This is a genomic window from Bacillus sp. 205(2023) (genome assembly GCF_037027485.1).
Classification (GTDB): domain Bacteria; phylum Bacillota; class Bacilli; order Bacillales; family Bacillaceae; genus Bacillus; species Bacillus halotolerans.
This window is the reverse complement of record NZ_JAXCHF010000003.1, coordinates 111,300-137,024: the sequence shown is the minus strand read 5'-3', so window position 1 is coordinate 137,024 and position 25,725 is coordinate 111,300. Positions and strand designations below refer to the sequence as shown.

The 25,725-nt window shown below is 44.1% G+C and carries 29 protein-coding genes and 1 pseudogene; 22 read left to right on the top strand and 8 right to left on the bottom strand.

The window, feature by feature from the left end; all coding sequences use genetic code 11:
- Nucleotides 1–3 precede the first annotated feature (3 nt).
- From WA325_RS11025 to WA325_RS10955, 14 genes and pseudogenes are all read left to right on the top strand, one after another.
- On the top strand, nt 4–981 hold the full coding sequence (locus tag WA325_RS11025) for an XkdQ/YqbQ family protein (RefSeq protein ID WP_248339394.1): 978 nt from the start codon (nt 4–6) through the stop codon (nt 979–981).
- Nucleotides 981–1,247 (top strand): DUF2577 family protein, encoded by a 267-nt coding sequence (locus WA325_RS11020; protein ID WP_336183617.1) that lies wholly within the window; start codon nt 981–983, stop codon nt 1,245–1,247. The genes WA325_RS11025 and WA325_RS11020 overlap by 1 nt, the downstream gene beginning before the upstream one ends.
- A 58-nt stretch (nt 1,248–1,305) precedes the next feature.
- Nucleotides 1,306–1,731, top strand: coding sequence for a DUF2634 domain-containing protein (locus tag WA325_RS11015; RefSeq protein WP_024121077.1), 426 nt, complete (start codon nt 1,306–1,308; stop codon nt 1,729–1,731).
- Nucleotides 1,724–2,770, top strand: a complete 1,047-nt coding sequence (locus WA325_RS11010; protein WP_185848047.1) for a baseplate J/gp47 family protein — start codon at nt 1,724–1,726, stop codon at nt 2,768–2,770. The genes WA325_RS11015 and WA325_RS11010 overlap by 8 nt, the downstream gene beginning before the upstream one ends.
- Nucleotides 2,754–3,332: a YmfQ family protein gene (locus WA325_RS11005; RefSeq protein WP_336183616.1), complete on the top strand. Its 579-nt coding sequence runs from the start codon at nt 2,754–2,756 to the stop codon at nt 3,330–3,332. Before WA325_RS11010 ends, WA325_RS11005 begins: the two co-directional genes overlap by 17 nt.
- Entirely contained in the window at nt 3,329–3,601 is a 273-nt protein-coding gene (locus tag WA325_RS11000) for a hypothetical protein (protein WP_105990663.1), read from the top strand. The genes WA325_RS11005 and WA325_RS11000 overlap by 4 nt, the downstream gene beginning before the upstream one ends.
- Before the next feature lie 2 nt (nt 3,602–3,603).
- Nucleotides 3,604–3,870 (top strand): annotated as a pseudogene (locus WA325_RS10995) (terminase); the annotation flags it as partial.
- Nucleotides 3,871–5,728: 1,858 nt separating this feature from the next.
- On the top strand, nt 5,729–6,058 hold the full coding sequence (locus tag WA325_RS10985; protein ID WP_336183615.1) for an XkdW family protein: 330 nt from the start codon (nt 5,729–5,731) through the stop codon (nt 6,056–6,058).
- Entirely contained in the window at nt 6,055–6,219 is a 165-nt protein-coding gene (locus WA325_RS10980) for an XkdX family protein (RefSeq protein ID WP_193660423.1), read from the top strand. Before WA325_RS10985 ends, WA325_RS10980 begins: the two co-directional genes overlap by 4 nt.
- Nucleotides 6,220–6,262: 43 nt before the next feature.
- Nucleotides 6,263–7,102, top strand: coding sequence for a phage-like element PBSX protein XepA (xepA, locus tag WA325_RS10975; RefSeq protein WP_202852822.1), 840 nt, complete (start codon nt 6,263–6,265; stop codon nt 7,100–7,102).
- Nucleotides 7,103–7,157: 55 nt separating this feature from the next.
- Nucleotides 7,158–7,427 (top strand): hemolysin XhlA family protein, encoded by a 270-nt coding sequence (locus WA325_RS10970; protein WP_024121085.1) that lies wholly within the window; start codon nt 7,158–7,160, stop codon nt 7,425–7,427.
- An 11-nt stretch (nt 7,428–7,438) separates the two neighbouring features.
- Nucleotides 7,439–7,702, top strand: coding sequence for a phage holin (locus tag WA325_RS10965; protein WP_024121086.1), 264 nt, complete (start codon nt 7,439–7,441; stop codon nt 7,700–7,702).
- A 12-nt stretch (nt 7,703–7,714) separates the two neighbouring features.
- Nucleotides 7,715–8,611, top strand: coding sequence for an N-acetylmuramoyl-L-alanine amidase (locus WA325_RS10960; RefSeq protein ID WP_336183614.1), 897 nt, complete (start codon nt 7,715–7,717; stop codon nt 8,609–8,611).
- Between the two features lie 76 nt (nt 8,612–8,687).
- The gene (locus WA325_RS10955) at nt 8,688–9,779 is read left to right on the top strand and encodes an acyltransferase family protein (RefSeq protein WP_336183613.1); all 1,092 of its coding nucleotides are present in this window, start codon (nt 8,688–8,690) and stop codon (nt 9,777–9,779) included.
- Here the strand turns inward: WA325_RS10955 and spoIISC are convergent.
- The 6 genes from spoIISC to steT all read right to left on the bottom strand — a co-directional run bounded on the left by spoIISC (nt 9,776) and on the right by steT (nt 14,261).
- Complete coding sequence (gene spoIISC, locus WA325_RS10950) at nt 9,776–9,928, bottom strand: three component toxin-antitoxin-antitoxin system antitoxin SpoIISC (RefSeq protein ID WP_142391712.1); 153 nt, start codon at nt 9,926–9,928, stop codon at nt 9,776–9,778. The genes WA325_RS10955 and spoIISC overlap by 4 nt on opposite strands.
- An 83-nt stretch (nt 9,929–10,011) precedes the next feature.
- Nucleotides 10,012–10,182: a type II toxin-antitoxin system SpoIISB family antitoxin gene (locus WA325_RS10945; RefSeq protein WP_024121090.1), complete on the bottom strand. Its 171-nt coding sequence runs from the start codon at nt 10,180–10,182 to the stop codon at nt 10,012–10,014.
- Entirely contained in the window at nt 10,182–10,928 is a 747-nt protein-coding gene (locus WA325_RS10940) for a type II toxin-antitoxin system SpoIISA family toxin (RefSeq protein WP_105953636.1), read from the bottom strand. The genes WA325_RS10945 and WA325_RS10940 overlap by 1 nt, the downstream gene beginning before the upstream one ends.
- A 109-nt stretch (nt 10,929–11,037) precedes the next feature.
- Nucleotides 11,038–12,039, bottom strand: a complete 1,002-nt coding sequence (locus tag WA325_RS10935) for an inorganic phosphate transporter (protein ID WP_024121092.1) — start codon at nt 12,037–12,039, stop codon at nt 11,038–11,040.
- A 12-nt stretch (nt 12,040–12,051) separates the two neighbouring features.
- The gene (locus WA325_RS10930; RefSeq protein WP_010333926.1) at nt 12,052–12,669 is read right to left on the bottom strand and encodes a DUF47 domain-containing protein; all 618 of its coding nucleotides are present in this window, start codon (nt 12,667–12,669) and stop codon (nt 12,052–12,054) included.
- 275 nt (nt 12,670–12,944) lie between these two features.
- Nucleotides 12,945–14,261: a serine/threonine exchanger gene (gene steT / locus WA325_RS10925; protein WP_099042852.1), complete on the bottom strand. Its 1,317-nt coding sequence runs from the start codon at nt 14,259–14,261 to the stop codon at nt 12,945–12,947.
- A 394-nt stretch (nt 14,262–14,655) separates the two neighbouring features.
- Here steT and WA325_RS10920 point away from each other — a divergent pair, with 394 nt between their 5' ends.
- From WA325_RS10920 to WA325_RS10905, 3 genes are all read left to right on the top strand, one after another.
- The gene (locus WA325_RS10920; protein ID WP_105990669.1) at nt 14,656–15,606 is read left to right on the top strand and encodes a ring-cleaving dioxygenase; all 951 of its coding nucleotides are present in this window, start codon (nt 14,656–14,658) and stop codon (nt 15,604–15,606) included.
- Nucleotides 15,607–15,861: 255 nt separating this feature from the next.
- Complete coding sequence (locus WA325_RS10910) at nt 15,862–18,033, top strand: ArnT family glycosyltransferase (RefSeq protein WP_105953634.1); 2,172 nt, start codon at nt 15,862–15,864, stop codon at nt 18,031–18,033.
- 12 nt (nt 18,034–18,045) lie between these two features.
- Nucleotides 18,046–19,017 carry a glycosyltransferase family 2 protein gene (locus WA325_RS10905; protein WP_105953633.1) on the top strand — a complete coding sequence of 324 codons (972 nt, stop codon included), beginning with the start codon at nt 18,046–18,048 and terminating at the stop codon, nt 19,015–19,017.
- A 136-nt stretch (nt 19,018–19,153) separates the two neighbouring features.
- On the opposite strand, the gene WA325_RS10900 is transcribed toward WA325_RS10905, so the two are convergent.
- Together WA325_RS10900 and htrA are read right to left on the bottom strand one after the other, a co-directional pair.
- Entirely contained in the window at nt 19,154–19,330 is a 177-nt protein-coding gene (locus WA325_RS10900; protein ID WP_181185710.1) for a hypothetical protein, read from the bottom strand.
- Nucleotides 19,331–19,486: 156 nt separating this feature from the next.
- Complete coding sequence (htrA, locus tag WA325_RS10895; protein WP_105953632.1) at nt 19,487–20,848, bottom strand: serine protease HtrA; 1,362 nt, start codon at nt 20,846–20,848, stop codon at nt 19,487–19,489.
- A 181-nt stretch (nt 20,849–21,029) separates the two neighbouring features.
- Between htrA and proG the strand changes: the two genes are divergently transcribed.
- From proG to WA325_RS10870, 5 genes are all read left to right on the top strand, one after another.
- Nucleotides 21,030–21,848 carry a pyrroline-5-carboxylate reductase ProG gene (proG, locus tag WA325_RS10890; protein WP_336183612.1) on the top strand — a complete coding sequence of 273 codons (819 nt, stop codon included), beginning with the start codon at nt 21,030–21,032 and terminating at the stop codon, nt 21,846–21,848.
- Nucleotides 21,849–21,975: 127 nt separating this feature from the next.
- Nucleotides 21,976–22,800, top strand: a complete 825-nt coding sequence (gene dppA / locus WA325_RS10885) for a D-aminopeptidase DppA (RefSeq protein WP_105953630.1) — start codon at nt 21,976–21,978, stop codon at nt 22,798–22,800.
- A gap of 15 nt (nt 22,801–22,815) precedes the next feature.
- A complete protein-coding gene (dppB, locus tag WA325_RS10880; RefSeq protein ID WP_202853676.1) occupies nt 22,816–23,742 on the top strand; it encodes a dipeptide ABC transporter permease DppB in 927 nt (308 codons plus the stop codon).
- Between the two features lie 5 nt (nt 23,743–23,747).
- Complete coding sequence (gene dppC, locus WA325_RS10875; protein ID WP_202853677.1) at nt 23,748–24,710, top strand: dipeptide ABC transporter permease DppC; 963 nt, start codon at nt 23,748–23,750, stop codon at nt 24,708–24,710.
- A 4-nt stretch (nt 24,711–24,714) separates the two neighbouring features.
- Nucleotides 24,715–25,722, top strand: a complete 1,008-nt coding sequence (locus WA325_RS10870; RefSeq protein ID WP_202853678.1) for an ABC transporter ATP-binding protein — start codon at nt 24,715–24,717, stop codon at nt 25,720–25,722.
- The last annotated feature ends 3 nt before the right edge of the window (nt 25,723–25,725 follow it).

The following is a 25,725-nucleotide window of genomic DNA, read 5'->3' as shown; positions in this document are numbered from 1 at the left end:
ATGATGATAGAATTGTTCGTCATTAAAGATACAGAATGGCTTGAGCTGGTAGCGGAAAGCGTGTCGCTGGAGGGGCACCGATATCAAGCGCCGCGCTCCATAGAAGCGACCATCGTCATTAAACAGGGCGACCAGAAATATTACAGCGTCACAGAAGGAGATACCGTCTTGTTTAAGTGGAAGGGAAAAGAGCTTTTCCGCGGGATCGTCTTCGCCCGAACGCCTGATGAACATACGCTTGCCTTCAGTGCGTACGATATGCTGCAATATCTGGTCAAAAATCAGGATGTGTACGTGTTTTCCAATCAGCGTGCTGACCAGATGATCAGGAGGATCGCCAATGATTTTCAAATTCCGACAACCTCTATTGCGAACACAAGTCATACGATCAAAAGCCTTGTGATTAAAAATGATACGAGCCTGTACGACATCATATTGAAGGCTTTAAAACAGACAAAGAGCCAGACGGGCCGGAATTATCAGCTGTATTCGGAAAAAGGAAAGCTGGGTCTGCGCGCTTGGCCAGATCCATCAGAGGTATGGGTGCTGGAAACAGGTGTCAATATTACGGGCTACCAATACAGCACGTCTATAAATGATACTGCTACACGAGTCGTGCTGCGCCGCCAGAAGGATAATAAGACGTATAAAGCGTCTGCGAAGGACAGTTCAGGCTTAAACAAATACGGCGTGCTTCAATATACGGAGACCGTAACAGACGAAATTAACCAGGCGCAGCTTCAGCAGAGGGCCGACGTACGCCTTGCTGAAAAAAAGGGCGTAAAAAAAGAACTGAAAAATATTCAGGCCATCGGCATTCCAGAAGTGCAGAGCGGCTTGCCTGTCTATATATCCATTCCGGAGGCAGGTATCAAGAAAACCTACTGGGTAGATACAGACCGGCATGAGTTTAAAGGAACGAAACATACGATGACCATTGATGTAGTCGAAAAGAATACGATGCCGGAAGGGGTTTCCTGATGAGACTGAGTGAAGCCATCAAACATTTGGCCGTCGGTGCGGTTGATGCTGAATCTCCGGTGGAGTTGCTCCCAGCTGAGGTGGTTTCGGTTTCTCCTGCTGAAATCAAATTAAAAGAAAACAGCAAACTGATTATACCGGCTGACGCTCTCATCATCCCAAAACGGATGCAGTCCGGAGGAGATGATGCACTCGAGCTGGGGGATCGCGTCATGACTGCATCCCTGACAGGCGGGCAATCGTTTTATATTTTAGATAAACTGTAAACAAAACCGCTCCGGACGAAGTGGTTTTTTATTTAGCATGTATAAAGGAGTGGGCATCATGGCCCTGACACCAGAAGTGGAGTTTGAGGATATTGAAGATGACGGCGAAGTCATTGAAACCTCGCAAACCTACAAAATAGATTTTGAAAACGGAAGAATTACAAATGAGCTGATTACCGGGCTTGAAGCAATCAGACAGTTTGTGTATATCGCTTTACAAACTGAACGATATGCGTATTCAGTTTACAGCCATAATGTCGGAAATGAGCTTCAGGACGTACTTACAGATCATGAGACGACTGATGCCTACAAAAAAATGGAGATTCCAAGGCTCATAGAAGAGGCACTTGTTTATGATGACCGTATTTCCGCTGTAACAGACTTTGAGATAGAAAAACAAGGTGATGCGTTTCATGTTTCCTTTGTAGTCGAGACAGATGAAGGATCGCTTGAGATTGAGGAGGTGATTGGCGAAGATGTTTGAGGATCAGACCTTTGAAGAGATTATGGAGCGTATGCTGAACAGCATCTCAGCAGATATTGACACGAGAGAAGGCAGTGTTATTTATAACGCATTAGCCCCAGCGGCAGCCGAGCTTGCGAAGTCGTATATATGGCTTGATACCGTGCTTGAGCTTGTGTTTTCTGATACTGCGCAAGGAGAGTTTTTGGACCGGCGCGCTGCGGAAGCGGGGATTGAACGGACAGCTGCCACAAAGGCCGTGAGAGCAGGGGAGTTCACAGCTGGCGTTAGAATTCCTGAAGGCTCCCGCTTCTATGTGGACAATCTTTATTTTCAATATACAGGAGACGGGACGCTTGTCTGTGAAACGCCGGGAGAAGCAGGAAACGCCAATCTTACCGGACGCAATCTGTTGTCACTGGATACCATCCCGGGATTGGAAAAAGCGATTGTCAAAGAGATTCTGATTCCGGGGCGTGAAGAAGAAGGAGACGATAGTTTAAGAGAACGGTATTTTACGAGGGTTCGGCGTGAGGCTGTCAGCGCCAATAAAATGCATTATAAAGAGTGGGCTGAAGAAGTGGACGGGGTTGGAAAAGCAAAGATCTTTCCGCTTTGGAACGGAGACGGGACGGTTAAAATTGTCGTCACGAATGCCAATCTTGAACCGGCTTCTGAAATTTTAATTCAAAAAGTGAAAGACTATATTGACCCTGAGCCCGGTCAGGGCGAGGGGCAGGCGCCAATCGGAGCCGTTGTCACAGTGGAAAGCGCGGTCTGGAAGGAAGTTGAGATTTCTGCCGAGGTGCTTCCGGAAGTCAATCACTCGATTGATGAAGTAAAGACAGAAATTCAAGAAGGCGTTTTAAATCTCTTTAAGAAAATGGCATTCGAAGATAACATTATCCGCCTTTCTCAAATTAATAACATCGTCTATAATTCGCCGTCTGTCAGTGATTATTCAAATATTAAAATCAACGGCACTTCCGAAAATTTAGTGCTGAGCGACGTAGAAATCCCTAAGCTTGGGCAGGTGAAGATCATTGAGCAAACAAGATGACATGATTTCATATCTGCCGCCGTTTCTCACCAGCTTAAAAGAAATGTCGGAGCTGCTGAAAGCGGAAGCACCTGAGTTTGATCAGCAAAATAACAGCATATTTGATCTGACAGACCAGTTATTTGTGCCAACAGCAACATGGGGGCTCAGCCGCTGGGAAAAGATTTTAAACGTGCCGCGGGAATTGGGAGACACCGATGAAATCAGGCGATTACGGCTCATTTCGAAAATGTCGAACATCCCGCCGATCACCTACCGGGCCATTGAGCAGGCGGTGAACCGTTTCTTAAAAAAACCGTCGGCACAAGTCCGCCTGCTGCCCGGTGAATACCGCTTTAATGTAGACATCAATATTGATGATCTCCAGCACATGAATGAGCTGATCGAAGCATTGGAAAATATGAAGCCGGCACATCTGGCGTATACGCTCAGAGGCGGATTAAATGAGACGCTCCAAATAAAGGACAGAGTCATCCTGAATCACCGAAGATACCGAACAGCCAGTGAGCTGAAGGTCGGTTATTCTGTCACCCTTAACAATAATGAGGTGGTCTTAACTTGATTTCAACCATATACAGAGAACGTACAGCTGCCGATCTGAAAAGCAGGATTCATCACGTGCTGCTTAACGGCCAAGAAACAGAAATAGTGGATCTCACCATTGACGGTGCAAAAGTGACTGTTCTGACAAAACGTGAGGAAGATATTAAACATATCGAAACGGTACAAATTTTTGACGAACTGGGCAATGTCATTACAGAAAGAAAAACAGACCTGGACGTCAGCGAAAATCGAACACTCGATTTCAGATTTACCTTTGAGGTGGTGTAAACATGGCATACGATGAAAAAACAGACTGGCTTCCGGATGATCCAATTAACGAGGACGACGTCAACCGCTGGGAAAAAGGCATAAAAGACGCCCACACCGACCTGTCTGCCCACAAAAACGACATGAACAACCCCCACAACACAACAAAGGCGCAAGTCGGGCTGGGGAATGTGGATAATGTGCAGCAGGCCGCAAAGAAGGATTTTGACCAGCATGAGCAAGATCAGGTACGGCATATTACAGAGGAAGAGAGAGTGAAATGGAACAGCGGACAGTTATCTAAGATTACAAATGATAATGGACAACCTATGTTCAATATCACGAGTGATTTCCATACGGAACTGTTGAACTATCCTACATTGACTTATTTTTCTTATACTGGCACGCCTTTAAATTCACCAGGCGGCTCAGGAAGAGGATTTTGGACTTGCAATGACAGCAAATTAAATGGTCATGTAATTGTGATGACAAATGATAATAAAACTTTCCGTAAAACTCTCTTAAACGGCAACTGGTCAAATTGGATCGAATTAGAGACGACGGAGGGCGCTCAAACAAAAGTGAACGCTCATGCAGGTAAGGCGGACATACATGTCACACAATCAGACAAAGACAAGTGGAATAACAGTCAGCTTTTTAAAGTCACAGCAGACAACGGTCAAGCCAAAATATACTTAAGCGAAACAGATGATTTCCATGAAATTGTTCCGAAGAACACTGGAATGGTTCATTTCACCTCAATGTCAAAAACGTTAAATGGTCCAGGTACTTCGGTCAGGGGCATATGGACAATCAATGCTGCCGGTGATTACGGTCAGATTATCGCTTTTAATAATGCTAATAAAACGTATCGGAAAACGATATCAGGTGGAAACTGGTCCGAGTGGATTGAATTAGAGACAACAGCTGGGGCAGAGGCAAAGGTATCTAATCATGCTAAGGATTCAGTAATACACATTACATCTGCTGAGAGAAGCAAATGGAATGGAGCTCAGCTTACTAAAATAACAAGCGATATAGGAGGGGTGTCCATTGCAGCAAACGAAGGAGAGGACATTCTTCAAAAAATAATTGATCAAGGTAGAGGCATGGGCACATTTTATGCACATGGAAAAGCTGTAAATGCTCCATCTCCATTTTCAATTAGAGGCGTATTTCATTTGACTAGCCAATCAACCGACGGTAAAGGTATGTTTGGTTGGGTCTTTGCTACTGATTACAGAAACAATGTCTTTACGAATTATTATGATGGAAGCACTGTTGCATGGCAAGGATGGAACAAGGTTGAAACTGAAACCAGCGCACAAGCTAAAGCGGATAAAGCTTTGTCTAATGCTAAAAACTATGTTGACACAAATTATACAAATCAAAAATTAACTGTGCTTACCGGCTCAAATGCAATCCAAGATGCGAGAACAAGCGGAAATGATTACCCAGCTGGTATTACTTTCATGGACATAGGAGCCAATAACACAACAGGATACCCGCTTACTTATGGAATTGTAAAAAATGAAAAGCATAGTAATTTTCGATTTGCTCAGTATTTTTATGGAACTGGAAATGAATCTAGCTCCAACTTTACTAACACAGGTTCTTGGATCCGCCATTGGTGGGCAGATTCAGGATGGACGGCTTGGCAGAAAATTTCTGGATTTGCTCACGTGAATATTGGTACTACTGGAAAACAGTTGTTAACAAAAGGCGAGTCTCAAAAAGTTAATTTCAATAGGAAAATAAAAGACAGCCATAACTGCTTTGATCCTACAAACAACCGTTTTGTTGTACCGAATGACGGAATGTATTTAGTCAATGCAGGTATATATATAGAAAATTATTTAGAATATGCAAACTATGAAACATCTATATATGTAAACGGGAGTAGATATAAAAACATCGCACATTATAGAATCAGCCCTTCGAATCCCGAAGATAATACGAACATTAATATAGGTATATATGGTGCAGCAACAGTATCTGTCAACAAGGGAGACTATATTGAGATTTATTTGTATGTCGGATATAACGGGCAGACACAACGCTATATCACAGATAGTTTAGGTTGGTACAACTACTTTGATATAACAGAAATAGGTGGCCAAAATTACCCTGTACGATAGGAGGTACAAAATGATATTATACGATGCAATCATGTACAAATACCCTGACGCTGTGCCAAGAAAGGATTTCGAGCTGCGGAATGACGGAAATGGTTCCTACATTGAAAAATGGAACCTGCGCGCACCGATCCCGACGCAAAAAGAACTGGAAGCCTGGTGGGAGGAAACGCAAAAAAATCCTCCGTACGAGCCGCCTGATCAGGTGGAGCTGCTTGCTCAGGAATTGTCGCAAGAAAAGTTGGCACGCAAGCAGCTTGAAGAGCTAAACAAAACGTTGGGGAGCGAGCTGTCAGATATAAAGCTTTCATTATTATCTTTGAAAGGAGAGAGTGCTGAATGAATTATTGGGTGCTTGCCTTACATTATGATTGGGCGACGACAGATATGGTGAAGCAGGCCATACAATTCAAAGACTGTTCTAAAGAGGATCTGGCAGAAGGGGTGAACAAAAAGCTGATCACTTCTGACCAGTATGAAGAAATTACCGGTAAAGCCATGTAGGCTTTTTTATTTTGCTCGTTTTTACATGAAAAGGAGGATAAAAATGGTCAAGTATCAATATGAGTTTCCTCTCGATAAGACTGGAAAAGCTGGAGCTGTGAAGCCGTATAGAGGAGAAAAAAACGATTTTGTCACACCTGTTTCGAATCTCTCAGGTGTAGCGGAGATTTTAACAAATGCCGTGCTAAAGGCAACTGAGGCATACAGTCAGCTCGGGCAAGACCGGCTTGGCGCAGTTCTGATTTCGAAAGTAAAGGGGTGGGCGTATGCAGATCGTGAAGGCACGCTCTTTATAGAGGAAAGCGACAATAACAATGTTTGGACAACGACAACAGCTGTCAATGTTGCTGCAGGTGTTCTGACAGCGACTGACTGGGTGTATATCACGAAACGCTATTACCGATTTCGGTATGTTAACGGCAATCTCCAGCAATCGGAGTTTGTGTTATATCAATCAGTCGGCGCAGGTGAAATGGACGTACGCTTAAATGAAAATCTTCCTTTGCAAATTGATTTGAAGGAAAACCAAACAGACGATGGGCGGCTGAAAGTGGAAGCTGGCAAAACGTTTGACTTTGTTTTTCACGAAAATGCCGAGTCCGCCGGCGAAGGTGCTGCTTTACCCTTGGACGGTGCCGCGCATTTACTCGTTGAAGTATTTGGCACAGCGGAAACGAGTGAGGTGAAATTTTGGGGGAAATCTGTGTCAGGACAGAAACTTCCAATCAGAGGCGTGAAATCGGATGATGCTTCTACCGCTTGCAGCACCTTAGGCAAGGATGAGGCTTGGTCCTTTGATATTAAAGGCTTTAAGGAGATCGTGATGGAGATTGCCAGCATGAGCGGCGGGAGTCTATCAATTAAAGGAACCGCGGTCTCTTAACCATTGCAATTGGCCTCGGAAAGGAGGTGATCCGCATGTAAAGGAGGAGTGAATGATGCAGCAAGACATAGATGTTAATGTGTTTCAGCAGGATTTAGCAGACATGAAAGGTGAACAAAAAGCGCTCGAACAGAGAGTTTCCGCATTAGAACGCGTGTCTGACCGGCAAGATCAGCAAATCATGACGCTGAACGAAAAATTAAACAAAATTGATGAAAATACAACATGGATTAAGCGCACCATCACTGGTGCCATCATTACAGCAGTGTGCACAGGGATCATCGGCGGAGCGATCGCCATTATGTACAACCTGCTGCAGCATTAAGGGGGATTATCATGAAAACGTATGATAAAGGCACGGTCACTAGGACGGTGCTTCTTTTGCTTGCGCTCATCAACCAGAGCATGCTGATGTTTGGCAAATCACCATTGGACATACAGGAAGAGCAGGTGAATCAGCTTGCAGATGCTCTGTATTCAGCAGGATCAGTGATCTTCACAATTGGGACAACACTAGCAGCTTGGTTTAAAAACAACTATGTAACAGAAAAAGGGAAAAAGCAACGCGACTTGTTAAAGGAAAATAATCTGACGAAATAAGGAGAGATGAAAATGGTTAACATTATTCAAGATTTTATTCCGGTCGGTGCAAATAACCGTCCAGGCTACGCGATGACACCTCTTTATATTACCGTACACAATACAGCGAACACGGCAGCAGGCGCCGATGCCCAAGCGCATGCCCGCTATTTGAAAAAACCTGATACGGCGACAAGCTGGCATTTTACAGTTGATGATACAGAGATTTATCAGCATCTGCCGTTAAATGAAAACGGCTGGCATGCAGGAGACGGGAACGGAAGCGGCAACCGGGCTTCTATTGGGATTGAAATTTGTGAAAATGCGGATGGCGACTTTGCACAAGCATCAGCTAATGCCCAGTGGCTGATCAAAACATTGATGGATGAACACGGTATCAGCCTCGCTAACGTCGTGCCTCACAAATATTGGTCAGGGAAGGAATGCCCTCGCAAACTGTTGGATACGTGGGACTCGTTTAAAGCGGGAATTGGCGGTGGCGGGAGCCAAACTTACGTCGTAAAACAAGGTGACACACTTACATCCATAGCGAGAGCGTTCGGTGTTACTGTTGCTCAGCTGCAAGAGTGGAACAATATCGAAGATCCGAATCTCATTCAGGTTGGTCAAGTGTTAATTGTAAGTGCTCCATCGTCCGCTGCAGAGCCAGAACTCTATCCGCTCCCTGACGGTATCATTCAGCTGACAACACCATATACCTCAGGCGAACACGTCTTTCAAGTGCAACGAGCGCTGGCGGCTCTCTACTTTTATCCTGATAAAGGAGCTGTGAACAACGGAATCGATGGCATTTACGGGCCGAAAACAGCAGACGCGGTTGCTCGTTTTCAGTCTGTTAACGGTCTACCCGCCGACGGTATCTATGGACCTGCGACAAAAGCGAAGATCAGTACTCTATTAGTTTTGTAGAAAAAGAAAACATTGACAACGTCTGCTAGTAAAACCATACTGAATATGAGAAATTTGTATTTTGGGTGGTCATACTGTGCAAAAAGATATTAAATTAAATAACGTCAAAGGCGTATTGATATTTTTGGTTGTATTTGCCCATCTGCTGGGTGTCAGTAAAAGCGGGCTGGAAAATATGATTGAAATCATTTATTCATTCCACATGCCTGCTTTTATTTTTCTAAATGGTTATTTTTCCAAAAGGCCATCAATCAAAAAAGTTATCAATCTCATACTGTTATATGTTATTTTTCAAACCTTTTACTGTGTGTACCGTTACTACGCAGGGAACTTTTCTGTCATTCAATTTACTTACGGCAGCCCGCATACTCATTTATGGTATATTGTCAGTCTGGGCAGCTGGTATGCGCTGGCTATCATTCTAAAAAAAATTAACGTGAGAAAAATCTTACAGGCAGCTTTGCTGATTTTGTTGCTGGGGCTAAGCTTTTATTCCAGGTTTTATGCAGATCAAATTATAGATTTTATCAAAATATATTATAGCAACATGCATACGCAAACACTGTCTATATTAAGAACCTTTGTTTTCCTTCCGTTTTTCCTGGCTGGTTTTTATTGTTCAAAAGATATCATGAATAAAATATACAGCTCTTTAGACAAATTTAAGTTTAAATTATTTTTCACTTTATCTGTCTCTGTATTGGTATTTATTATTTTGGATGAGCATAATGATAAATTTGATCAGCTGTTTTTTGGTTTCCTTGGCTACCAAAAGTTCCATATAGAGAATCTTAGTTATACAGGGATTGTACTTTTTCATTATTCCTTAGCTATGTTAGGCATTTACTTAATATTAAATGCAGTTGGTGCTAGTAAAAGCAAGTTGACCCAATGGGGAGAAAACTCACTTGCTATCTTTTTATTTCATATGATTTTTGTCTTTCCGCTTTTTAATCACAATAGTTGGTTAAACGAGCAAAACCCTGACACGCGGTTGATTATTTGTTTTACGATGGCATTAGGAATAACGTATCTATTTGGATCGCGTGCATTTAACCGGATAGTGAAATATATCATTTATCCAATGAGGTATTTAGAAATCATTTATGCAAGGCTCCTTAATCAAACAGATAGAAATGATGAATATAAAAAGCGACATATTGTTTAAGTGTCGCTTTTTTTTGTCCGTTTTTTTAAATGTTTCAATATCATGGCACTCCGCTCCCTCACCCGAAGCGAATACCCGGAAAAGCCAAACCTCCCGTAATCAATAACCTTCACACGCCGCACCAATTTTTTCACTGTATCACCTGACATTATCCTCTGTTTGTTTTATTATATGTAGCCCCTTAAGAAAAGGAATAAGGACAAGAGCTGTTTCTCTTGTCCTTTTAGTGTGATCATGCTTTTTTTCGTTTATACTCATCAATCAGCCGTTCGTTTTCTTTGAAGATTCTTGCTGTGTGCGGACTGACTTGATAGCTTGCGACACTGGTGGTTGAACGTTTTTTCAGGATTTTAAACGGTTTCTTTGCCCGCGGATGGCATCCGTTTTGAAACGCGTTTTCCATTATCCTTCACCTTCCTCCTCAATTGGCAGCACCAAATCATATATGCTCGTTAATGATGTGAATAGCAAATAATCAAATTCCGTTACAATGCTGTCAGACGTCAGTTTGATGACATAGCTCTGTGTCTCGATTGTAAAGGGAATGAGCACTACTTTTCCATACTGGTCGTAATAGACATCCTTTCGATCCAGCCTCGTTTGCACGTCAGCGGGATCCTCCATGTGCTCGGTTAACCGGTCTTTATCAGGCTGTGTCGAATAGTGACAAAGGCTGGCCGTCAGATTCATTTTATCAGCATAGGTTTTCAGCAGTTTATCAATTCCTTCAGCATATGCTTCTATACTTCCATAATAAACATGAATCGGTTCGTTTTTCAATAGATATTGGTATGTTTTCAGCCGATCGAGATACATGTGGAGCATTTCGTTGTTTTCTTCGAGAATTTCTCTTGTGTCTGTTTCCAGTTCACTGCCGGCCAGTTTTTTCACATAAGCGCTCAAAAAGATAAAAGCGTCAATTAAAGCAAAGCTGACAGCGACAATGACATACCGTTCCCAGTTTGTGAACAGGGAAGAGGGATCATATGTCCAGTATATCATGGCACCAAAAACAAATAGCAAATACCATGTTTTTCGGATGGCGGACATTTTTTCTTTGACCTTCGCTTCGAACCGCCACGTGGCGTATACGTATAAGCCTAAAGCGGCCATAGTGCACCAGACCATGATTTGAAACAATAAAAGCATACATCAATCCCTCGCATCTGAAATAGGTTCTGATTATTGTATTCTAGAAATGCGGCTGGTTTTCCTGTTTCATCAAAAAAACCGCTCCTTTGACAGAAGCGGTGAAACATTAAAAAATCATATTTAAGATAAAGTAGGCGATGGCACCAAGTGTCGCTGAAATCGGAAGCGTGATGACCCATGTAATGAGCATCCGCTTAGCTGTGCCCCAGTTTACGCCTTTTACCCGGTGTGATGCACCGACGCCAAGGATTGATGAAGAAATGACGTGGGTTGTACTGACCGGCAAATGAATAAATGTGGCGCCGAAAATAATGGCTGCCCCGGTTAAGTCAGCGGATACACCGTTTACCGGACGAATCTTCATGATTTTTCCGCCAACGGTTTTAATGATTTTCCATCCGCCGATTGAAGTTCCGAGACCCATGGCTGTCGCGCAGGCGAATTGCACCCAGGTTGGAATATCATTAGCAGAAGTATGTAAATTTGCTGTGATGAGAGCCATTGTGATAATTCCCATTGCTTTTTGCGCATCGTTTGTTCCGTGTGTATAGGATTGCAGGGCAGCAGTTATAATCTGCACTCTGCGGAATTGCTTGTTTGTTTTCGCCAAATTGCTGTCTTTGAAGATCAGCTTGACGATGCTGTAAAGAATATAACCAAGGACAAAGGCAATAATTGGTGATAAGATGAGTGCCTCAATGATTTTAATGAAGCCCTTATAATTTAACGCAGTAAATCCGGCTGCCGCAACGGCTGCACCGGCAATCGCCCCGATGATGGCATGGGATGAGCTGCTTGGGATGCCGTAATACCAAGTGAGCAGGTTCCACGCTATTGCTGCGACTAAAGCAGCCAAAATAACAACAGAGCCATTTTCCAAAGTATAAGGGTCTACAATATCTTTCGTAATGGTTTTGGCAACACCTGTAAACGTCATTGCTCCGACAAAGTTCATCACTGCCGCCATTATAATGGCATGGCGCGGTTTCAACGCTTTTGTTGATACTGAAGTCGCAATTGCGTTCGCCGTATCATGAAACCCGTTGATGAAATCAAACGCCAGAGCAAAAATGACTATTAGTATCGTTAATATAAATAGAATATCCATTTTTACCCCTCGTTACGCGTTTTTCATAATGATGGTTTCAAGATTATTGGCAACACTTTGGCACGAATCGGCAATTTCTTCAAGTGTTTCGTAAATTTCACGATATTGAATGACTTTAATTGGATCTGTTTCATTTCCGAAAAGATTCTTTAATGATTTTCTGTGCAGGTTGTCACAGCTGTGCTCATACTCTTTAATTTTGATCGCGTGAGGCTGAATATCCTTTAAACGGTTTTCTGCCAGCAGCTCAATTGTAATCAAAATTTCTTTCGCGCATTCTCTGATGTATCCGCTGAATTTATCGATATGCTCGTCTGATGAAGTAATTGAGAAAATCTCCATCATGGCAGAGAAATGTTCGATTCCGTCAAGCACATCATCCAGGCTGTTTGTCAGCTGAAGGATATCCTCGCGCTCAATAGGAGTGATGAATGCTTTGTTAAGCTCTTTGATCATGACATGAACATGATTGTCACCTTTTGTTTCATATTCCTTTAACGTATCTGCAAACTCTTTAAGCGTCGTTTGGTTAGTGACCTTAAAATTCAAAAAATATTCTGCAGTTTCGTCTATGTTCTTTGCAATTTCTGTTAAAAGGAGTGAGAACTTATCTTTTTTTCTTCTTATCATTAAAAACCCTCCATAGTTTGAATGAACAATGCACACATCAAATTATTATATAGCCTTTTGTCGAAAAAAAACAGGAAAAGTCGAAAAAAACGCGGCTTGACTTTTTCGATAAAACGTGTCTCCTTATTTTGGCCTACTTCACCTCAAAAAAACGAACCAAGTTTGCAAAATCTTTCTGGTTAACGTAAAAAGTATATCAAAAGTTGTGTTTTTTTTGTCAACATTTATCTTCTGATTCACCAAAAAACGGTTCCCTAAACAAGGGAACCGTTTTTTTAGCTGGCTTTTCGTTTTTGCATCCAATAATACACAGGGAGTCCGGCCAGACCGATGAGAATTGATAATCCGCAGCTTAATGTGTCTGTAATGAGTGTGCTTCCCAATACAAAGAATGAACCTGCGATCGCCAATATCGGCATGAACGGGTAAAGCGGAACACTGTAAGCACGCGTTTTTCCCTTTGTTTGTTTGCGAAGAATAAATACTGCAAAAAAGGCCATCACATAAAAGATATAGATCATAAAAATAGAGATTTCAGAAAGCTTATCAGGATTACTGATGAGCATCAGGATGATCGCCACAGCGATTTGGAAAGAAATCGCAATCCACGGTGTGCGGAATGTCGGGTGCACGCGGGACAATTTCTCAGCAAAAGGCAGCTGTTTTCGTTCTGCCATCGCAAAGGTCACACGCGGGAAAGAAAGAACCTTTCCGTTTAAACAGCCGAAGATGCTGACAATAATTCCGATACTGACCAGCTTTCCGCCGATTGAACCGAACAGCATGCTGGCAGCAGTGCTTGTCGCATTTTCTCCAAGTGTCACAATTTCGTTTGCGGACAGGATATGCAGCAGCGCAAAATTAATGAAGATATAAATGGCTGTTACGATTAACAGTCCGCCAGTCATTGCGCGAGGCAGAAGCTTTTCAGGATTTTTCATTTCTCCGCCGAGAGCCGCAAGCAGGATCCATCCGTCATAAGCAAACAATGTGGCCAAAATGGCTGCTCCGAAATTCATATCAGAAATGCTTTCGTTTACTGCCGTAAAGATATGCTGATCGCCTTTCCAAAGGCCGAAAATAATGATACAAGCAATCGGAATCAGCTTTCCGACCGTAGTCAGCGTTTGAACAAAACCGCCGTATTTTGTACCGATAATATTAATTACACATAAAAAGATAACTGCGATAATACCGATTACCTTTGATAGTCCTGAACCCCAGCCGAAAAGATTCGCCATTAAAGATCCAAAATATAAACCGAGTGCCCCGATAATCGCCGGGCCGTAAATAATGATCTGCACCCAGCCGCATAAAAATCCCCAAAACTCGCCGTATACTTCTTCAAGGTACGTATAAAGTCCGCCTGTTTTCGGAATCTGCGTACCGATTTCTGCAATCGTCAGTCCACCTGCCAGCGTTAATATACCGCCTAACAGCCACGCAAATAGCGCAGTTTTTGAGTCTCCTGAATAAGCGAGCACAGCACCGGGCTTCATAAAAACGCCGGAACCGATAATGGTTCCAATAACAAGAGTAAGGGCAAACAAGAGGCCTATCTCTTTTTTTAAACCGTTTTCTTCAGTATGCATGTCCTTAACCTCCTATGATGAAGCTTCGTGATGAAGAATCTATTTTTCATATTGTAAACCCTATTTTAGAAAAGTGAAATAAAATAAATTTTCTGATTTTCGATATTTGCTTTATTTCCATTCGTGAAATCTGTGAAATCGTCTATTTACTATCTCTTGAAACGAATAAAATTGAGGATAATCTTATCTAAAGTTCGTGTTTTGCGAAAGGTGTTCAAGCGGAGAATGAACACATTAAACGGCTGACAGCGGGACTTAGCAGGATGCCGGACCTAGATGAAGCTGATATGTTGACTTTCGTATGTGAATAAAATACCTTGTAATTAGGAAAATAAATATACATCTTTAATATAATATCTCGAAATCGAGATAAATTGACCTGGAGGGACAGCATATGAAAGTCAACGGCATTCACCACGTGTCCGCATTAACAGCTGACGCGCAAAAAAACTTAGATTTCTATAGTAAAGTATTAGGATTAAAACTCGTCAAAAAATCCGTAAACCAAGATGAACCGACGATGTACCATCTATTCTACGGAGATGAAGTGGCAAATCCGGGAACGGAACTGACGTTTTTTGAGATTCCCCGCATTGCGCCGTTTCATGCGGGAACAAACAGTATTTCTTCTATTGGATTGCGTGTTCCAAGCACAGAAGCGCTGCATTACTGGAAAGAACGTTTTGAAGAGCATCAGGTGGCGCATAGCGGCATCGCCCAAAGAGCCGGACGTGACATATTGGCGTTCGAAGATCATGAAGGACAGCGCCTTGTGCTGACTGCTGATGAGAAAGGCAAAGGTTATGGTCTGCCTGTTAAACAAAGCGGCATTCCGGAAGAATTTTCATTTCGCGGGTTAGGGCCTGTTGAACTGACAGTGCCGTACGCTGAACCAACATTACATGTATTAACCAATATTCTTGGGTTTACAGAGATCAGCAGAGAGCCGGTTGAAGGACAGGGAACAGCGGTCATTTTAGAATCTGGAGAAGGCGGTGCGGCCACAGAAATCCATTTAATTGAAAGAAATGATCTTCCGCGCGAACGTCAAGGAAAAGGAAGTGTCCATCATGTCGCATTTCGCGTGAGAGACGAAGAAGAGCTTGCCGGATGGCACCGCATCATCAGCCGGGAAGGCTTTAGCAACTCAGGCATCGTTGAGCGCTACTATTTCAAGGCGCTGTATTTCAGAGAACCGAACGGCATTCTGTTTGAGTTATCTACAGACGGTCCGGGCTTTATGGTTGATGAAGAAATTGATGAGCTTGGCCAAACCATCGCTCTTCCTCCATATCTTGAGCATAGAAGAGAGGAAATCGAAGCAAGACTGAAGCCGATTCAATAACGATATATTGTGATTCTTTGCCTTCCGGCGTCACCGGAAGGCTTTTTTTGTTCAAAAACGGCTTACATAAATAGCATGGATGATTAGGTACAAAATATCAGATTTAGAACGGGATAAAGACCCAAAAACTTTTGCTTTTATGGACTGATCGTATGAATTGGTTTTGGCAAAAATATTGCCTTTGTTTATTAATAGTTTTTTCACATTTGCTTGTTACACTATTTCAAAGTTAGACGAAAAGGAGTGAAGACACACGTGGAAAAGAAAAAACGCGAGCTGGACATCTTCCTGATTCTCATTTTGCTCGCATCTGCATTTTTAAATATCTATAACATCTGGAATGATGATACGGTGAATCCTTATTACACCGCTGCAGTCACAAGTATGATGCAAAGCTTTCATAATTTTTTCTATGCCTCATTCGATGCGGCGGGGTTTATAACGGTTGATAAACCGCCTATTACGTTCCAGATACAAACCATCAGCGCACTTATATTCGGTATGCACGGCTGGAGCGTCATCCTGCCTCAGGCACTTGCTGGTGTAGGTTCTGTTCTTTTAATGTATCTGTTAATAAAACCGACATTCGGTAAGACGGCAGCAAGAATTGCCTCTTTCATCATGGCATGTACACCGATTGCGGTGGCTGTGGCCCGGACAAACAATGTTGATGCATTACTGGTATTTTTCTTATTGCTGGCTACATGGCTTCTCTTTAAAGCCATCAGAAAAGGAAAGCTGATCTGGCTGTTAGCAGCATTTTTCGTCGTTGGTGCAGGTTTTAACACAAAAATGCTTCAAGCTTATATGATTTTACCGGCTTTCTTATTGTTCTACCTGATTGCGGCAAATGCCACAATCAAGAAAAAAATCATTTCATTAGGAAGCGCATTAGTTGTATTAGCGGCAGTTTCGTTATCATGGCCGCTCATCGTTGACAATATCCCTGCCAGCAAACGCCCTTATGTCGGAAGCAGCCAGACCAACTCTGTTTTGGAATTGGCTTTCGGATACAACGGAATTCAGCGGCTGACAGGGCAAAATTCCGGCGGCGGTCAGGGCGGGTCAAGCGGAGACACAGCAAAAGAAATGCCTTCTGCGGAGAACCGTTCATCTGACGCTCAGGCACCGCCTAATCAGTCATCAAGCAGCAGCCCATCAAACGATGACAAATCTGCAAATGGCAATATGACGGCACCGCCATCCAATGGGGAAATGCCAAGCGGCGGTCAAGGAGGCCCTCCTAACGGCGGAGGAGATGGCGGACAAGGCGGACCTGGCGGCGGAGGTAAGGGCGGTTCAGGCGGATCGAAAATGCAATCAGGTACAGGAATGTTCGGAACGGGAACACCTGGCCCGCTTCGGCTCTTCCAACAAGAACTATCTGATCAAATCAGCTGGCTGCTGCCATTTGCGCTTTTTGGAATTGCAGGCTTGCTGATTGCAGGCGCGAGAGAAAGAAGAAGATTATCAGTTGAGCAGAAGGAGACGGTGTTCTGGGTTGCATGGCTTGTGCCGATTTCCGGATTCTTCAGTGTAGCAGAATTTTTCCATCATTATTATCTCATTATGCTGGCGCCGCCGATTGCTGCACTTGTCGGAGCTGGATGGGTTGCGCTCGTTCAGCTATACCGAAACCATACAGGCTGGAAGTCTTGGCTTTTGCCGGCGGCGATGATTGCCGCAACAGGATTTGAATTGTTTATTCTGAGAAACTACAACGATCAAATCGGTGTCGGATGGAGTATCGGCGTAGGGGTTATCGGTGCGTTATCTGCCATTGCTCTTTTGATTTTTAAACAGCGCCAAAAACCGCTCACATATTATATATCACTTGCAGGTCTTCTCGTATTGCTTGTGATGCCGATTTATTGGGCAAGCACACCTCTCCTGTACGGAGGAAACAGTTCTCTTCCTGAAACAGGGCCGCAGCTCGCTTCAAGCAGCGGAAAAGGCATGGGAATGAACGAGTCGAGTGTAAATGAAAAATTGATTGAGTATTTAGAAGAAAACAACTCCGGAGCGGAATATTTATTCGCCACAACTGATTCAAACACAGCGGCTCCGTATATTATCAAAACGAAAAAGGCCGTCATGACGATCGGCGGATTCAGCGGTTCTGACCCGGCCATCACGCTGACTCAATTTAAAAAGCTCGTAAAAGAAGGAAAAGTGAAATACTTCTTGGCTTCAGGAATGGGGAAAGGCGGAAACAATGAAATTGTCGAATGGGTTCAAGAAAACGGCAAGAAAGTTTCTTCTGATAAATGGCAGTCAAGCGCTGATCAGCAGACATCATCTGATCAGACTGATTCATCAGGTACGGCAAGCGAGAGCAACGCTTCAGGCCAAACCGGCAAAATGGGCGGCGGGCCTGGCGGAATGAACCAGTCAGCTGCATTATACGAACTACATGCTGATGAATAGGAGGAAAAAAACATGAGCAGACATATTCAATATTCAATTGTGGTACCTGTGTATAATGAAGAGCTTGTCATTCATGAAACCTATCAGCGCTTAAAAGAGGTCATGGATCAAACGAAGGAAAACTATGAACTGCTATTTGTCAATGACGGCAGCAAAGATCGCAGTATTGAGATTTTAAGAGAACACAGTCTGATTGATCCGAGAGTGAAAATCATTGATTTTTCCAGGAATTTTGGGCACCAGATCGCGATTACAGCGGGAATGGATTATGCACAGGGGAATGCAATCGCCGTCATTGACGCCGATCTGCAGGACCCTCCTGAGTTAATTTTAGACATGATTGAAAAGTGGAAGGAAGGCTATGAGGTCGTATACGCCGTACGTACAAAACGAAAAGGGGAAACCTTTTTCAAAAAACAGACAGCGGCCATGTTTTACCGGCTTCTCAGCAGCATGACAGATATTGATATCCCGATTGATACCGGGGATTTCCGTCTCATGGACAGAAAAGTCTGTGATGAAATGAAAAAATTAAAGGAAAAAAACCCTTTTGTCCGAGGACTGGTCAGCTGGGTAGGCTTCAAACAAACGGCAGTTGAGTATGTACGTGATGAAAGGCTTGCCGGAGAAACGAAATACCCGCTTAAGAAAATGCTGAAGCTTTCAATGGATGGCATTACGACATTTTCACATAAACCGCTGAAACTGGCAAGCTATGTCGGGGTCTTAATGTCAGGCGCAGGATTTCTGTATATGTTTATCGTACTGTATTTGAAGCTGTTCACCGACAGCACCATTACCGGCTGGTCATCGCTTATCGTCATCCAGCTCCTGTTCAGCGGCATCGTGCTTCTGATACTGGGCATGATTGGTGAATATATCGGCAGAATCTATGATGAAGCCAAAGACCGGCCGCTTTATATCGTACAGAAATCGTACGGGATTGAAAATAAAAGACTCTATAGAGACCAGCATATGTCCTAACCTGAAACCCCTGTCCATTACGGACAGGGGTTTTTTATGTTCTGCATGCTGATCAAAGTAAAAGATGCTGATAGGGAAGGAAGAAGAAGAGAAGAAGGGACTGTGAACTTGCACTGCGGTTCACCGCGAGCTGAAATCAGCTGTTAGATTGAGGGTTTTTTAAGAAACGCATAATCACAGCAGTGACTGTTATGTTTAACAGAATGCTGGTCCCCAGTGTAACTCCCCATGCCAATGTTGATGCAGGAAGGAGAAAGCTCAGCATCAGAAAAGCCAATCCTGCGCAAATTATGCTCAATCCCACGGTTTTCATGTCATTCCTCCTTTTTAAACAATGCTTCAAGGATCTGATTAGAATGATGTCAGCCTGTATCATATGCGGGTGTCTTGGCAGAAAGTTTCATAGAGTATATAGGTCTTTTGTCTAGTGAAAAGCCTCAGACCGCTTTTGCGGCCTGAGGCGCTTTTCTTAAGAAGGTGTTTCTTCTTTTTGATCGAGTTTGATTTTTTTCGTCATTTCTTTTCCGTTTCTGAGAATTTTCACTTCGACGGTGTCGCCGATATTTGCGTCTTTATATAGGATGTTGCGCAATTCGCTGCCAGTGTCGATTTCTTTGCCTTTTAAGCTGATAATAATATCTTCAGCTTTCAGCCCGGCCTTTGCAGCAGGGGAGCCTGAAGCGACTTCACGGATGTATACGCCTTTATTCAGCTGGCTGCCGAATAAGCCAAGTGTGCCTTCTTGATAGTTTTGCGGCACCTGTTCCAAATCGAGCATGCTGACACCGATATACGGACGTTCAATTTGCCCTTTAGACAGCAATTCTTCAGCTATCGGTTTTACATCATTGCTTGGTATGGCAAATCCGATGCCCTCAACATCATCTTCACTGATTTTCATACTGTTAATGCCGACAATTTTGCCGTCTGTATTTAACAATGGACCGCCGCTGTTACCTGGGTTAATCGCGGCATCAGTTTGAATCACGTTAATGCTTGTTTGACCGGCTGAGGTTGACATTGAAACTGTTCTATCCACGCCGCTTACAATTCCTTGTGTTACTGTGCGAGACAGGTCTTTTCCGAGCGGATCTCCAATCGCAATGACGGTTTCGCCTGTTCTGAGATCTGATGAATCACCGAAGTTTGCTACCTTTGTTACGTGGTCATCACTGATTTGAAGAACGGCTAAATCTGTTAAAGAGTCACTGCCTACGAGCTTAGCTGTCACATCAGTGCCGTCGTATAAAGACACCTTAAGTGAAGTTGCGCCTTCTACAACGTGGTTATTCGTAATGATATAAGCCTTGCCGTTCTCTTTTTTGAAAATGACACCCGATCCTGAGCCGCTTTCTGTATCTTCGCTTGAATCAGAGCTGGAACCGGAAGAGCCAGAGCCAAACAAAGAGCTGTTTGACTGAGCCTGAAGGTTTGTGATGCCGACAATCGCCGGTGAAAGATCTTCCACCATATCTGAGATTTTAGAAGAATCCTCACTCTTAAATGCAGATGAGCTTGTCGAGCTTTTGCTTGATTCAGAGGATGTGCTTTTAGCTGTAACAGATTGAGTTTGCTGCTGGCTGGACGTCTGTTTCGCTGCGTCCTGAGAATCGTGGTCGCCAAGCGGTGTGAACGTATAAATGCCAAGGGCGAGACTTCCGCCGATGACTCCGCCGAGCAGCGGCCTGAACCATCCGAATCCGCGTTTTTTCTTCTCTTGATCATGAATCACATTGCGGGCTGAGTAAGACGGGTTTTGATCATTCTCTTTCGTTAAAAAAACCTCATTCTCTTGTCCTTCTGTTCTATTTTCGTCACGATAGTTATCCATCATGTTCACTCCGTTTCTCTCTATTTTCAACTCATTACATTTTGATTATGGCAGTTTTATGACTTGATTTTATCATAAACAAAAACTGTGGGATAAAAATGAAAACATTATGGGAAATTGTGAAAAAGTGCGAGAAACGGTACACTTTATAAGGAATATTGTACATGAAAGGGCTGAAACGATGGAGTCAATCGGATTGATCGGATATGGCAGCATGGCGGATATGATCGCCAGACAGCTGTTGAAACATAAACAAATAGAGGAAAATGAGTTGTTTGTTGAGACGAGAAGTAAGGGAGAGCGGCTTCAGGCATTGCTCGCTGATTATCCAAACGTTTCGGCAAAACCGCTTGAGATATGGGCGGAAAAGTGCGCCTTGATCTTTATATGTGTCCCGCCGCTCCATGTCATTGAAACAGTACGCCGGCTTCACCCGTATGTGTACCGGAATACTCATATTGTATCCATTGCGGCTGGTGTGCCTCTGCGGCTTTTAGAGGCTGAAACGGCGGCTGGAATATCACGGTTGATTCCGGCCATTACATCTGAAGCGGAAGCCGGCATCTCACTGGTTGTTCACAGTGAAGCACTGGCGGCACAGAAGAAAGAACGTTTGGATGAATTGTTATCGGCTTTCAGCAGTGTGCGAGAAATAAAAGAATCCAATTTAGATGCCGCCAGTAATCTGACGAGCTCTGCTCCGGGCTTCATCGCCGCAGTGTTTGAAGAATTAGCGCTGTCTGCTGTGAGAAACAGCGGCCTGACAAAAGAAGAAGCCTTTGATTTCCTGATACACTCACTGTATGGGACAGGCAAGCTGCTGATCGAAAAGAAGATGTCCTTTGAGGAGACGCTGAATCGTGTTGCAACGAAAGGCGGAATTACAGGGGAGGGAGCGGCGGTGATACGTGCCTCTGTGCCGCATGTTTTTGATCAAGTATTTGAAAAAACACTCGAAAAATATGAACAGCTGACAGAACAGTCAGCAAAAGAAACATGAATCCTTGAAAGAGGATTCTTTTTTATCTCTGAACGTTAGTGATTTTTCCCAGCTATATTGCATTTTTCCTCTTTTTTTAATATAATCTGTTAGAATATTCATAATTTAGTAAAAAAGGAGGAGCGTTATGAAACTGTACATGTCAGTAGATATGGAGGGTATTTCAGGTCTTCCGGATGATACCTTTGTTGATTCCGGCAAGCGTAATTATGAACGCGGACGGCTGATCATGACCGAAGAAGCAAACTACTGTATTACCGAAGCGTTTAACAGCGGGTGTACGGAGGTGCTGGTGAATGACAGCCATTCGAAGATGAATAATCTGATGATTGAAAAGCTTCATCCGGAGGCGGATTTGATTTCCGGCGATGTTAAACCATTTTCGATGGTGCAGGGGCTAGATGATACTTTCACGGGCGCGTTGTTTCTCGGTTATCACGCAAGAGCTTCAACTCCCGGTGTCATGTCTCATAGCATGATTTTCGGTGTTCGTCATTTTTACATAAATGATCAGCCTGTCGGTGAGCTTGGATTAAATGCTTACGTTGCCGGTTATTACGATGTCCCGGTATTAATGGTAGCCGGTGATGACCGGGCGGCCAAAGAAGCTGAAGAGCTCATCCCGAATGTCACGACAGCTGCTGTTAAACAAACGATTTCAAGGTCTGCAGTCAAATGTCTGTCGCCTGCGAAAGCCGGCCGGCTGCTGGCAGAAAAAACCGCATATGCCTTGCAGAACAAAGATAAAGTTAAACCGCTTACACCGCCTGACAGGCCTGTATTAAGCATTGAATTTGCCAATTACGGCCAAGCTGAGTGGGCTCATCTAATGCCGGGTACAGAAATCAAACCGGGAACCACAACCGTTCAATTTCAGGCGAAGGATATGCTTGAAGCCTATCAGGCTATGCTTGTCATGACTGAACTGGCAATGCGAACATCATTCTGCTAAAGGGGTGTTAAGGCTTTGGCAAGATATATAATGAAGCGTTTTTGGGCAATGGCAGCTACGATTTTGGTCATTACCACCCTGACTTTCGTTCTGATGAAGGTCATTCCCGGATCTCCTTTTAATGAGGAGAGGGGCACAAATGAAGCGGTTCAAAGAAATCTCGAAGCCTACTATCACTTAGACGATCCTCTCATTATCCAATACATCATCTATCTAAAATCCATCATTACATTCGATTTTGGCCCTTCTATTAAAAAACCGTCAGACAGCGTAAATGATATGCTGGAACGCGGATTTCCCGTTTCCTTCGAACTTGGGATGGCAGCGATTGTCATTGCTGTGATCTCAGGGCTGATACTTGGCGTAACTGCCGCGCTGCGCCGCAATGGCTTTTTGGACTACGCTGCGATGAGCCTCGCGGTGCTTGGCATTTCCATCCCGAATTTCATTATGGCGACGTTGCTTATTCAGCAGTTTGCCGTTAATTTTAAACTATTTCCCGCCGCTACGTGGACGAGCCCGATCCATATGGTGCTTCCGACCGCAGCGCTTGCAGTTGGACCGATGGCGATTATCGCCAGGCTGACAAGATCAAGCATGGTCGAAGTCCTGACACAGGATTATATCCGCACAGCGAAAGCAAAAGGGCTGTCTCCGCTCAAAATTATCATAAAACACGCACTCAGAAACGCGCTCATGCCCGTCATTACCGTACTGGGAACTCTCGTTGCCAGCATTTTAACAGGAAGTTTTGTTATTGAAAAAATCTTTGCCATTCCCGGAATGGGAAAATATTTTGTCGAAAGCATTAATCAGCGGGACTATCCCGTGATTATGGGAACGACCGTTTTTTACAGCGTCATTTTGATCGTAATGCTGTTCCTGGTCGACTTAGCCTACGGTCTGCTGGACCCGCGCATTAAACTGCATAAGAAAGGGTGAAGCGTATGAATCTCCCTGTACAAACAGATGAACGCCAGCCGCAGCAGCACGCTCAGGTGCCGGACGAATGGTTTGTTCCGAATCAGGAAAAGACCCAAGAGACCGATTCAGTCAAACGGCCAAGTTTGTCCTATGCGCAGGATGCCTGGAGGAGGCTGAAGAAAAATAAACTAGCGATGGCCGGGCTTTTTATTCTTTTATTTCTATTTGTGATGGCAGCAATCGGTCCTTTTTTATCTCCTCATAGTGTCGAGCGCCAATCGCTGACAGAACAAAATCTTCCGCCTTCTGCAGATCATTGGTTCGGTACCGATGAGCTTGGCCGGGACGTGTTTACACGAACATGGTACGGAGCGAGGATTTCGTTATTTGTCGGAGTGATGGCTGCACTGATTGATTTTTTGATCGGTGTCATTTACGGAGGCATTGCCGGCTATAAAGGCGGCAGAACAGACAGTGTCATGATGCGGATTATTGAAGTGCTGTACGGGCTGCCGTATCTTCTTGTTGTCATTTTGCTGATGGTCTTGATGGGTCCGGGGCTCGGCACCATTATCGTAGCGCTGACTGTTACAGGATGGGTCGGCATGGCGAGAATTGTAAGAGGCCAAGTGCTGCAAATAAAAAATTACGAGTATGTGCTCGCCTCGAAAACCTTTGGTGCGAAAACCTTTCGCATCATCCGCAAAAATTTGCTGCCGAATACAATGGGCGCGATCATCGTACAAATGACTTTAACTGTACCTACCGCCATATTCGCAGAATCATTTTTGAGCTTTCTCGGTCTCGGCATTCAAGCGCCGTTTGCCAGCTGGGGTGTGATGGCGAATGACGGCCTGCCGATCATTTTGTCTGGGCATTGGTGGCGCCTGTTCTTTCCTGCCTTTTTCATCTCGTTAACGATGTACGCGTTTAATGTGCTGGGGGACGGATTGCAGGATGCACTGGACCCTAAGCTAAGGAGGTAGCTGTATGGAGAAAGTTCTGTCAGTCAATGATCTGCACGTTTCTTTTACGACTTACGGCGGGACGGTTCAGGCTGTCAGAGGCGTGAGCTTCGATTTGTACAAAGGCGAAACATTTGCCATTGTCGGTGAATCGGGCTGCGGCAAGAGCGTCACCTCTCAAAGCATTATGGGACTGCTCCCGCCCTATTCAGCGAAGGTGACAGACGGCAGCATTTTATTTAAAAACAAAGACCTTTGCCGTCTCTCTGACAGAGAAATGAGGAGCATAAGGGGCGCGGACATTTCAATGATTTTTCAAGACCCGATGACGGCGCTAAACCCGACGCTGACTGTCGGCGACCAGCTGGCGGAAGCGCTTCTTCGCCACAAAAGGATGACGAAAAAGGCGGCTGAGAAAGAGGTTCTTTCCATGCTGGCATTGGTCGGCATTCCGGATCCTGAAGCACGCCTGAAGCAGTACCCCCATCAATTCAGCGGCGGCATGAGACAGCGGATTGTCATTGCGATGGCGCTGATCTGCGAGCCTGATATTTTAATAGCGGATGAACCGACAACTGCCCTTGACGTCACCATACAGGCGCAAATACTGGAACTGTTTAAAGAGATTCAGAGAAAAACAAAGGTTTCTGTCATTTTGATCACACACGATTTAGGCGTGGTTGCCCAGGTTGCTGACAGAGTGGCTGTTATGTATGCCGGAAAAATAGCGGAAGTTGGCACAAGAAAAGATATATTTTACAAGCCGCAGCACCCTTATACAAAAGGGCTGCTGAATTCTGTCCCGCGGCTGGATCTTGAGGGCGCGGAGCTGATTCCGATTGACGGCACGCCGCCGGATTTATTTTCACCGCCGCCGGGCTGCCCATTTGCCGCCCGCTGTCCGAGCAGAATGATCGTGTGTGACAGGGTATACCCTGATCAAACTGTTCGATCCGGCACGCACGCTGTACACTGCTGGCTTCAGGATAAACGGGCTGAGCATGTGGTGCTGCCGGGAGCGAAGGATGAATAACAA

What these genes read in the sequence shown, in the direction of transcription:
- WA325_RS10940 (WP_105953636.1), bottom strand. Translation starts at nt 10,928, where the DNA reads ATGCTTTTATTGTTTCAAATCATGGTCTGGTGCACTATGGCCGCTTTA.
- WA325_RS10900 (WP_181185710.1), bottom strand. Translation starts at nt 19,330, where the DNA reads ATGAAAACCGTGGGATTGAGCATAATTTGCGCAGGATTGGCTTTTCTG.
- WA325_RS10935 (WP_024121092.1), bottom strand. Translation starts at nt 12,039, where the DNA reads ATGGATATTCTATTTATATTAACGATACTAATAGTCATTTTTGCTCTG.
- htrA (WP_105953632.1), bottom strand. Translation starts at nt 20,848, where the DNA reads ATGGATAACTATCGTGACGAAAATAGAACAGAAGGACAAGAGAATGAG.
- WA325_RS10930 (WP_010333926.1), bottom strand. Translation starts at nt 12,669, where the DNA reads ATGATAAGAAGAAAAAAAGATAAGTTCTCACTCCTTTTAACAGAAATT.
- spoIISC (WP_142391712.1), bottom strand. Translation starts at nt 9,928, where the DNA reads ATGTCAGGTGATACAGTGAAAAAATTGGTGCGGCGTGTGAAGGTTATT.
- WA325_RS10920 (WP_105990669.1), top strand. Translation starts at nt 14,656, where the DNA reads ATGAAAGTCAACGGCATTCACCACGTGTCCGCATTAACAGCTGACGCG.
- WA325_RS11010 (WP_185848047.1), top strand. Translation starts at nt 1,724, where the DNA reads ATGTTTGAGGATCAGACCTTTGAAGAGATTATGGAGCGTATGCTGAAC.
- WA325_RS10960 (WP_336183614.1), top strand. Translation starts at nt 7,715, where the DNA reads ATGGTTAACATTATTCAAGATTTTATTCCGGTCGGTGCAAATAACCGT.
- WA325_RS10965 (WP_024121086.1), top strand. Translation starts at nt 7,439, where the DNA reads ATGAAAACGTATGATAAAGGCACGGTCACTAGGACGGTGCTTCTTTTG.
- WA325_RS11025 (WP_248339394.1), top strand. Translation starts at nt 4, where the DNA reads ATGATAGAATTGTTCGTCATTAAAGATACAGAATGGCTTGAGCTGGTA.
- WA325_RS10985 (WP_336183615.1), top strand. Translation starts at nt 5,729, where the DNA reads ATGATATTATACGATGCAATCATGTACAAATACCCTGACGCTGTGCCA.
- dppA (WP_105953630.1), top strand. Translation starts at nt 21,976, where the DNA reads ATGAAACTGTACATGTCAGTAGATATGGAGGGTATTTCAGGTCTTCCG.
- WA325_RS10870 (WP_202853678.1), top strand. Translation starts at nt 24,715, where the DNA reads ATGGAGAAAGTTCTGTCAGTCAATGATCTGCACGTTTCTTTTACGACT.
- WA325_RS10980 (WP_193660423.1), top strand. Translation starts at nt 6,055, where the DNA reads ATGAATTATTGGGTGCTTGCCTTACATTATGATTGGGCGACGACAGAT.
- WA325_RS11015 (WP_024121077.1), top strand. Translation starts at nt 1,306, where the DNA reads ATGGCCCTGACACCAGAAGTGGAGTTTGAGGATATTGAAGATGACGGC.
- xepA (WP_202852822.1), top strand. Translation starts at nt 6,263, where the DNA reads ATGGTCAAGTATCAATATGAGTTTCCTCTCGATAAGACTGGAAAAGCT.
- WA325_RS10945 (WP_024121090.1), bottom strand. Translation starts at nt 10,182, where the DNA reads ATGGAAAACGCGTTTCAAAACGGATGCCATCCGCGGGCAAAGAAACCG.
- WA325_RS10970 (WP_024121085.1), top strand. Translation starts at nt 7,158, where the DNA reads ATGCAGCAAGACATAGATGTTAATGTGTTTCAGCAGGATTTAGCAGAC.
- proG (WP_336183612.1), top strand. Translation starts at nt 21,030, where the DNA reads ATGGAGTCAATCGGATTGATCGGATATGGCAGCATGGCGGATATGATC.
- WA325_RS10905 (WP_105953633.1), top strand. Translation starts at nt 18,046, where the DNA reads ATGAGCAGACATATTCAATATTCAATTGTGGTACCTGTGTATAATGAA.
- steT (WP_099042852.1), bottom strand. Translation starts at nt 14,261, where the DNA reads ATGCATACTGAAGAAAACGGTTTAAAAAAAGAGATAGGCCTCTTGTTT.
- dppC (WP_202853677.1), top strand. Translation starts at nt 23,748, where the DNA reads ATGAATCTCCCTGTACAAACAGATGAACGCCAGCCGCAGCAGCACGCT.
- WA325_RS11020 (WP_336183617.1), top strand. Translation starts at nt 981, where the DNA reads ATGAGACTGAGTGAAGCCATCAAACATTTGGCCGTCGGTGCGGTTGAT.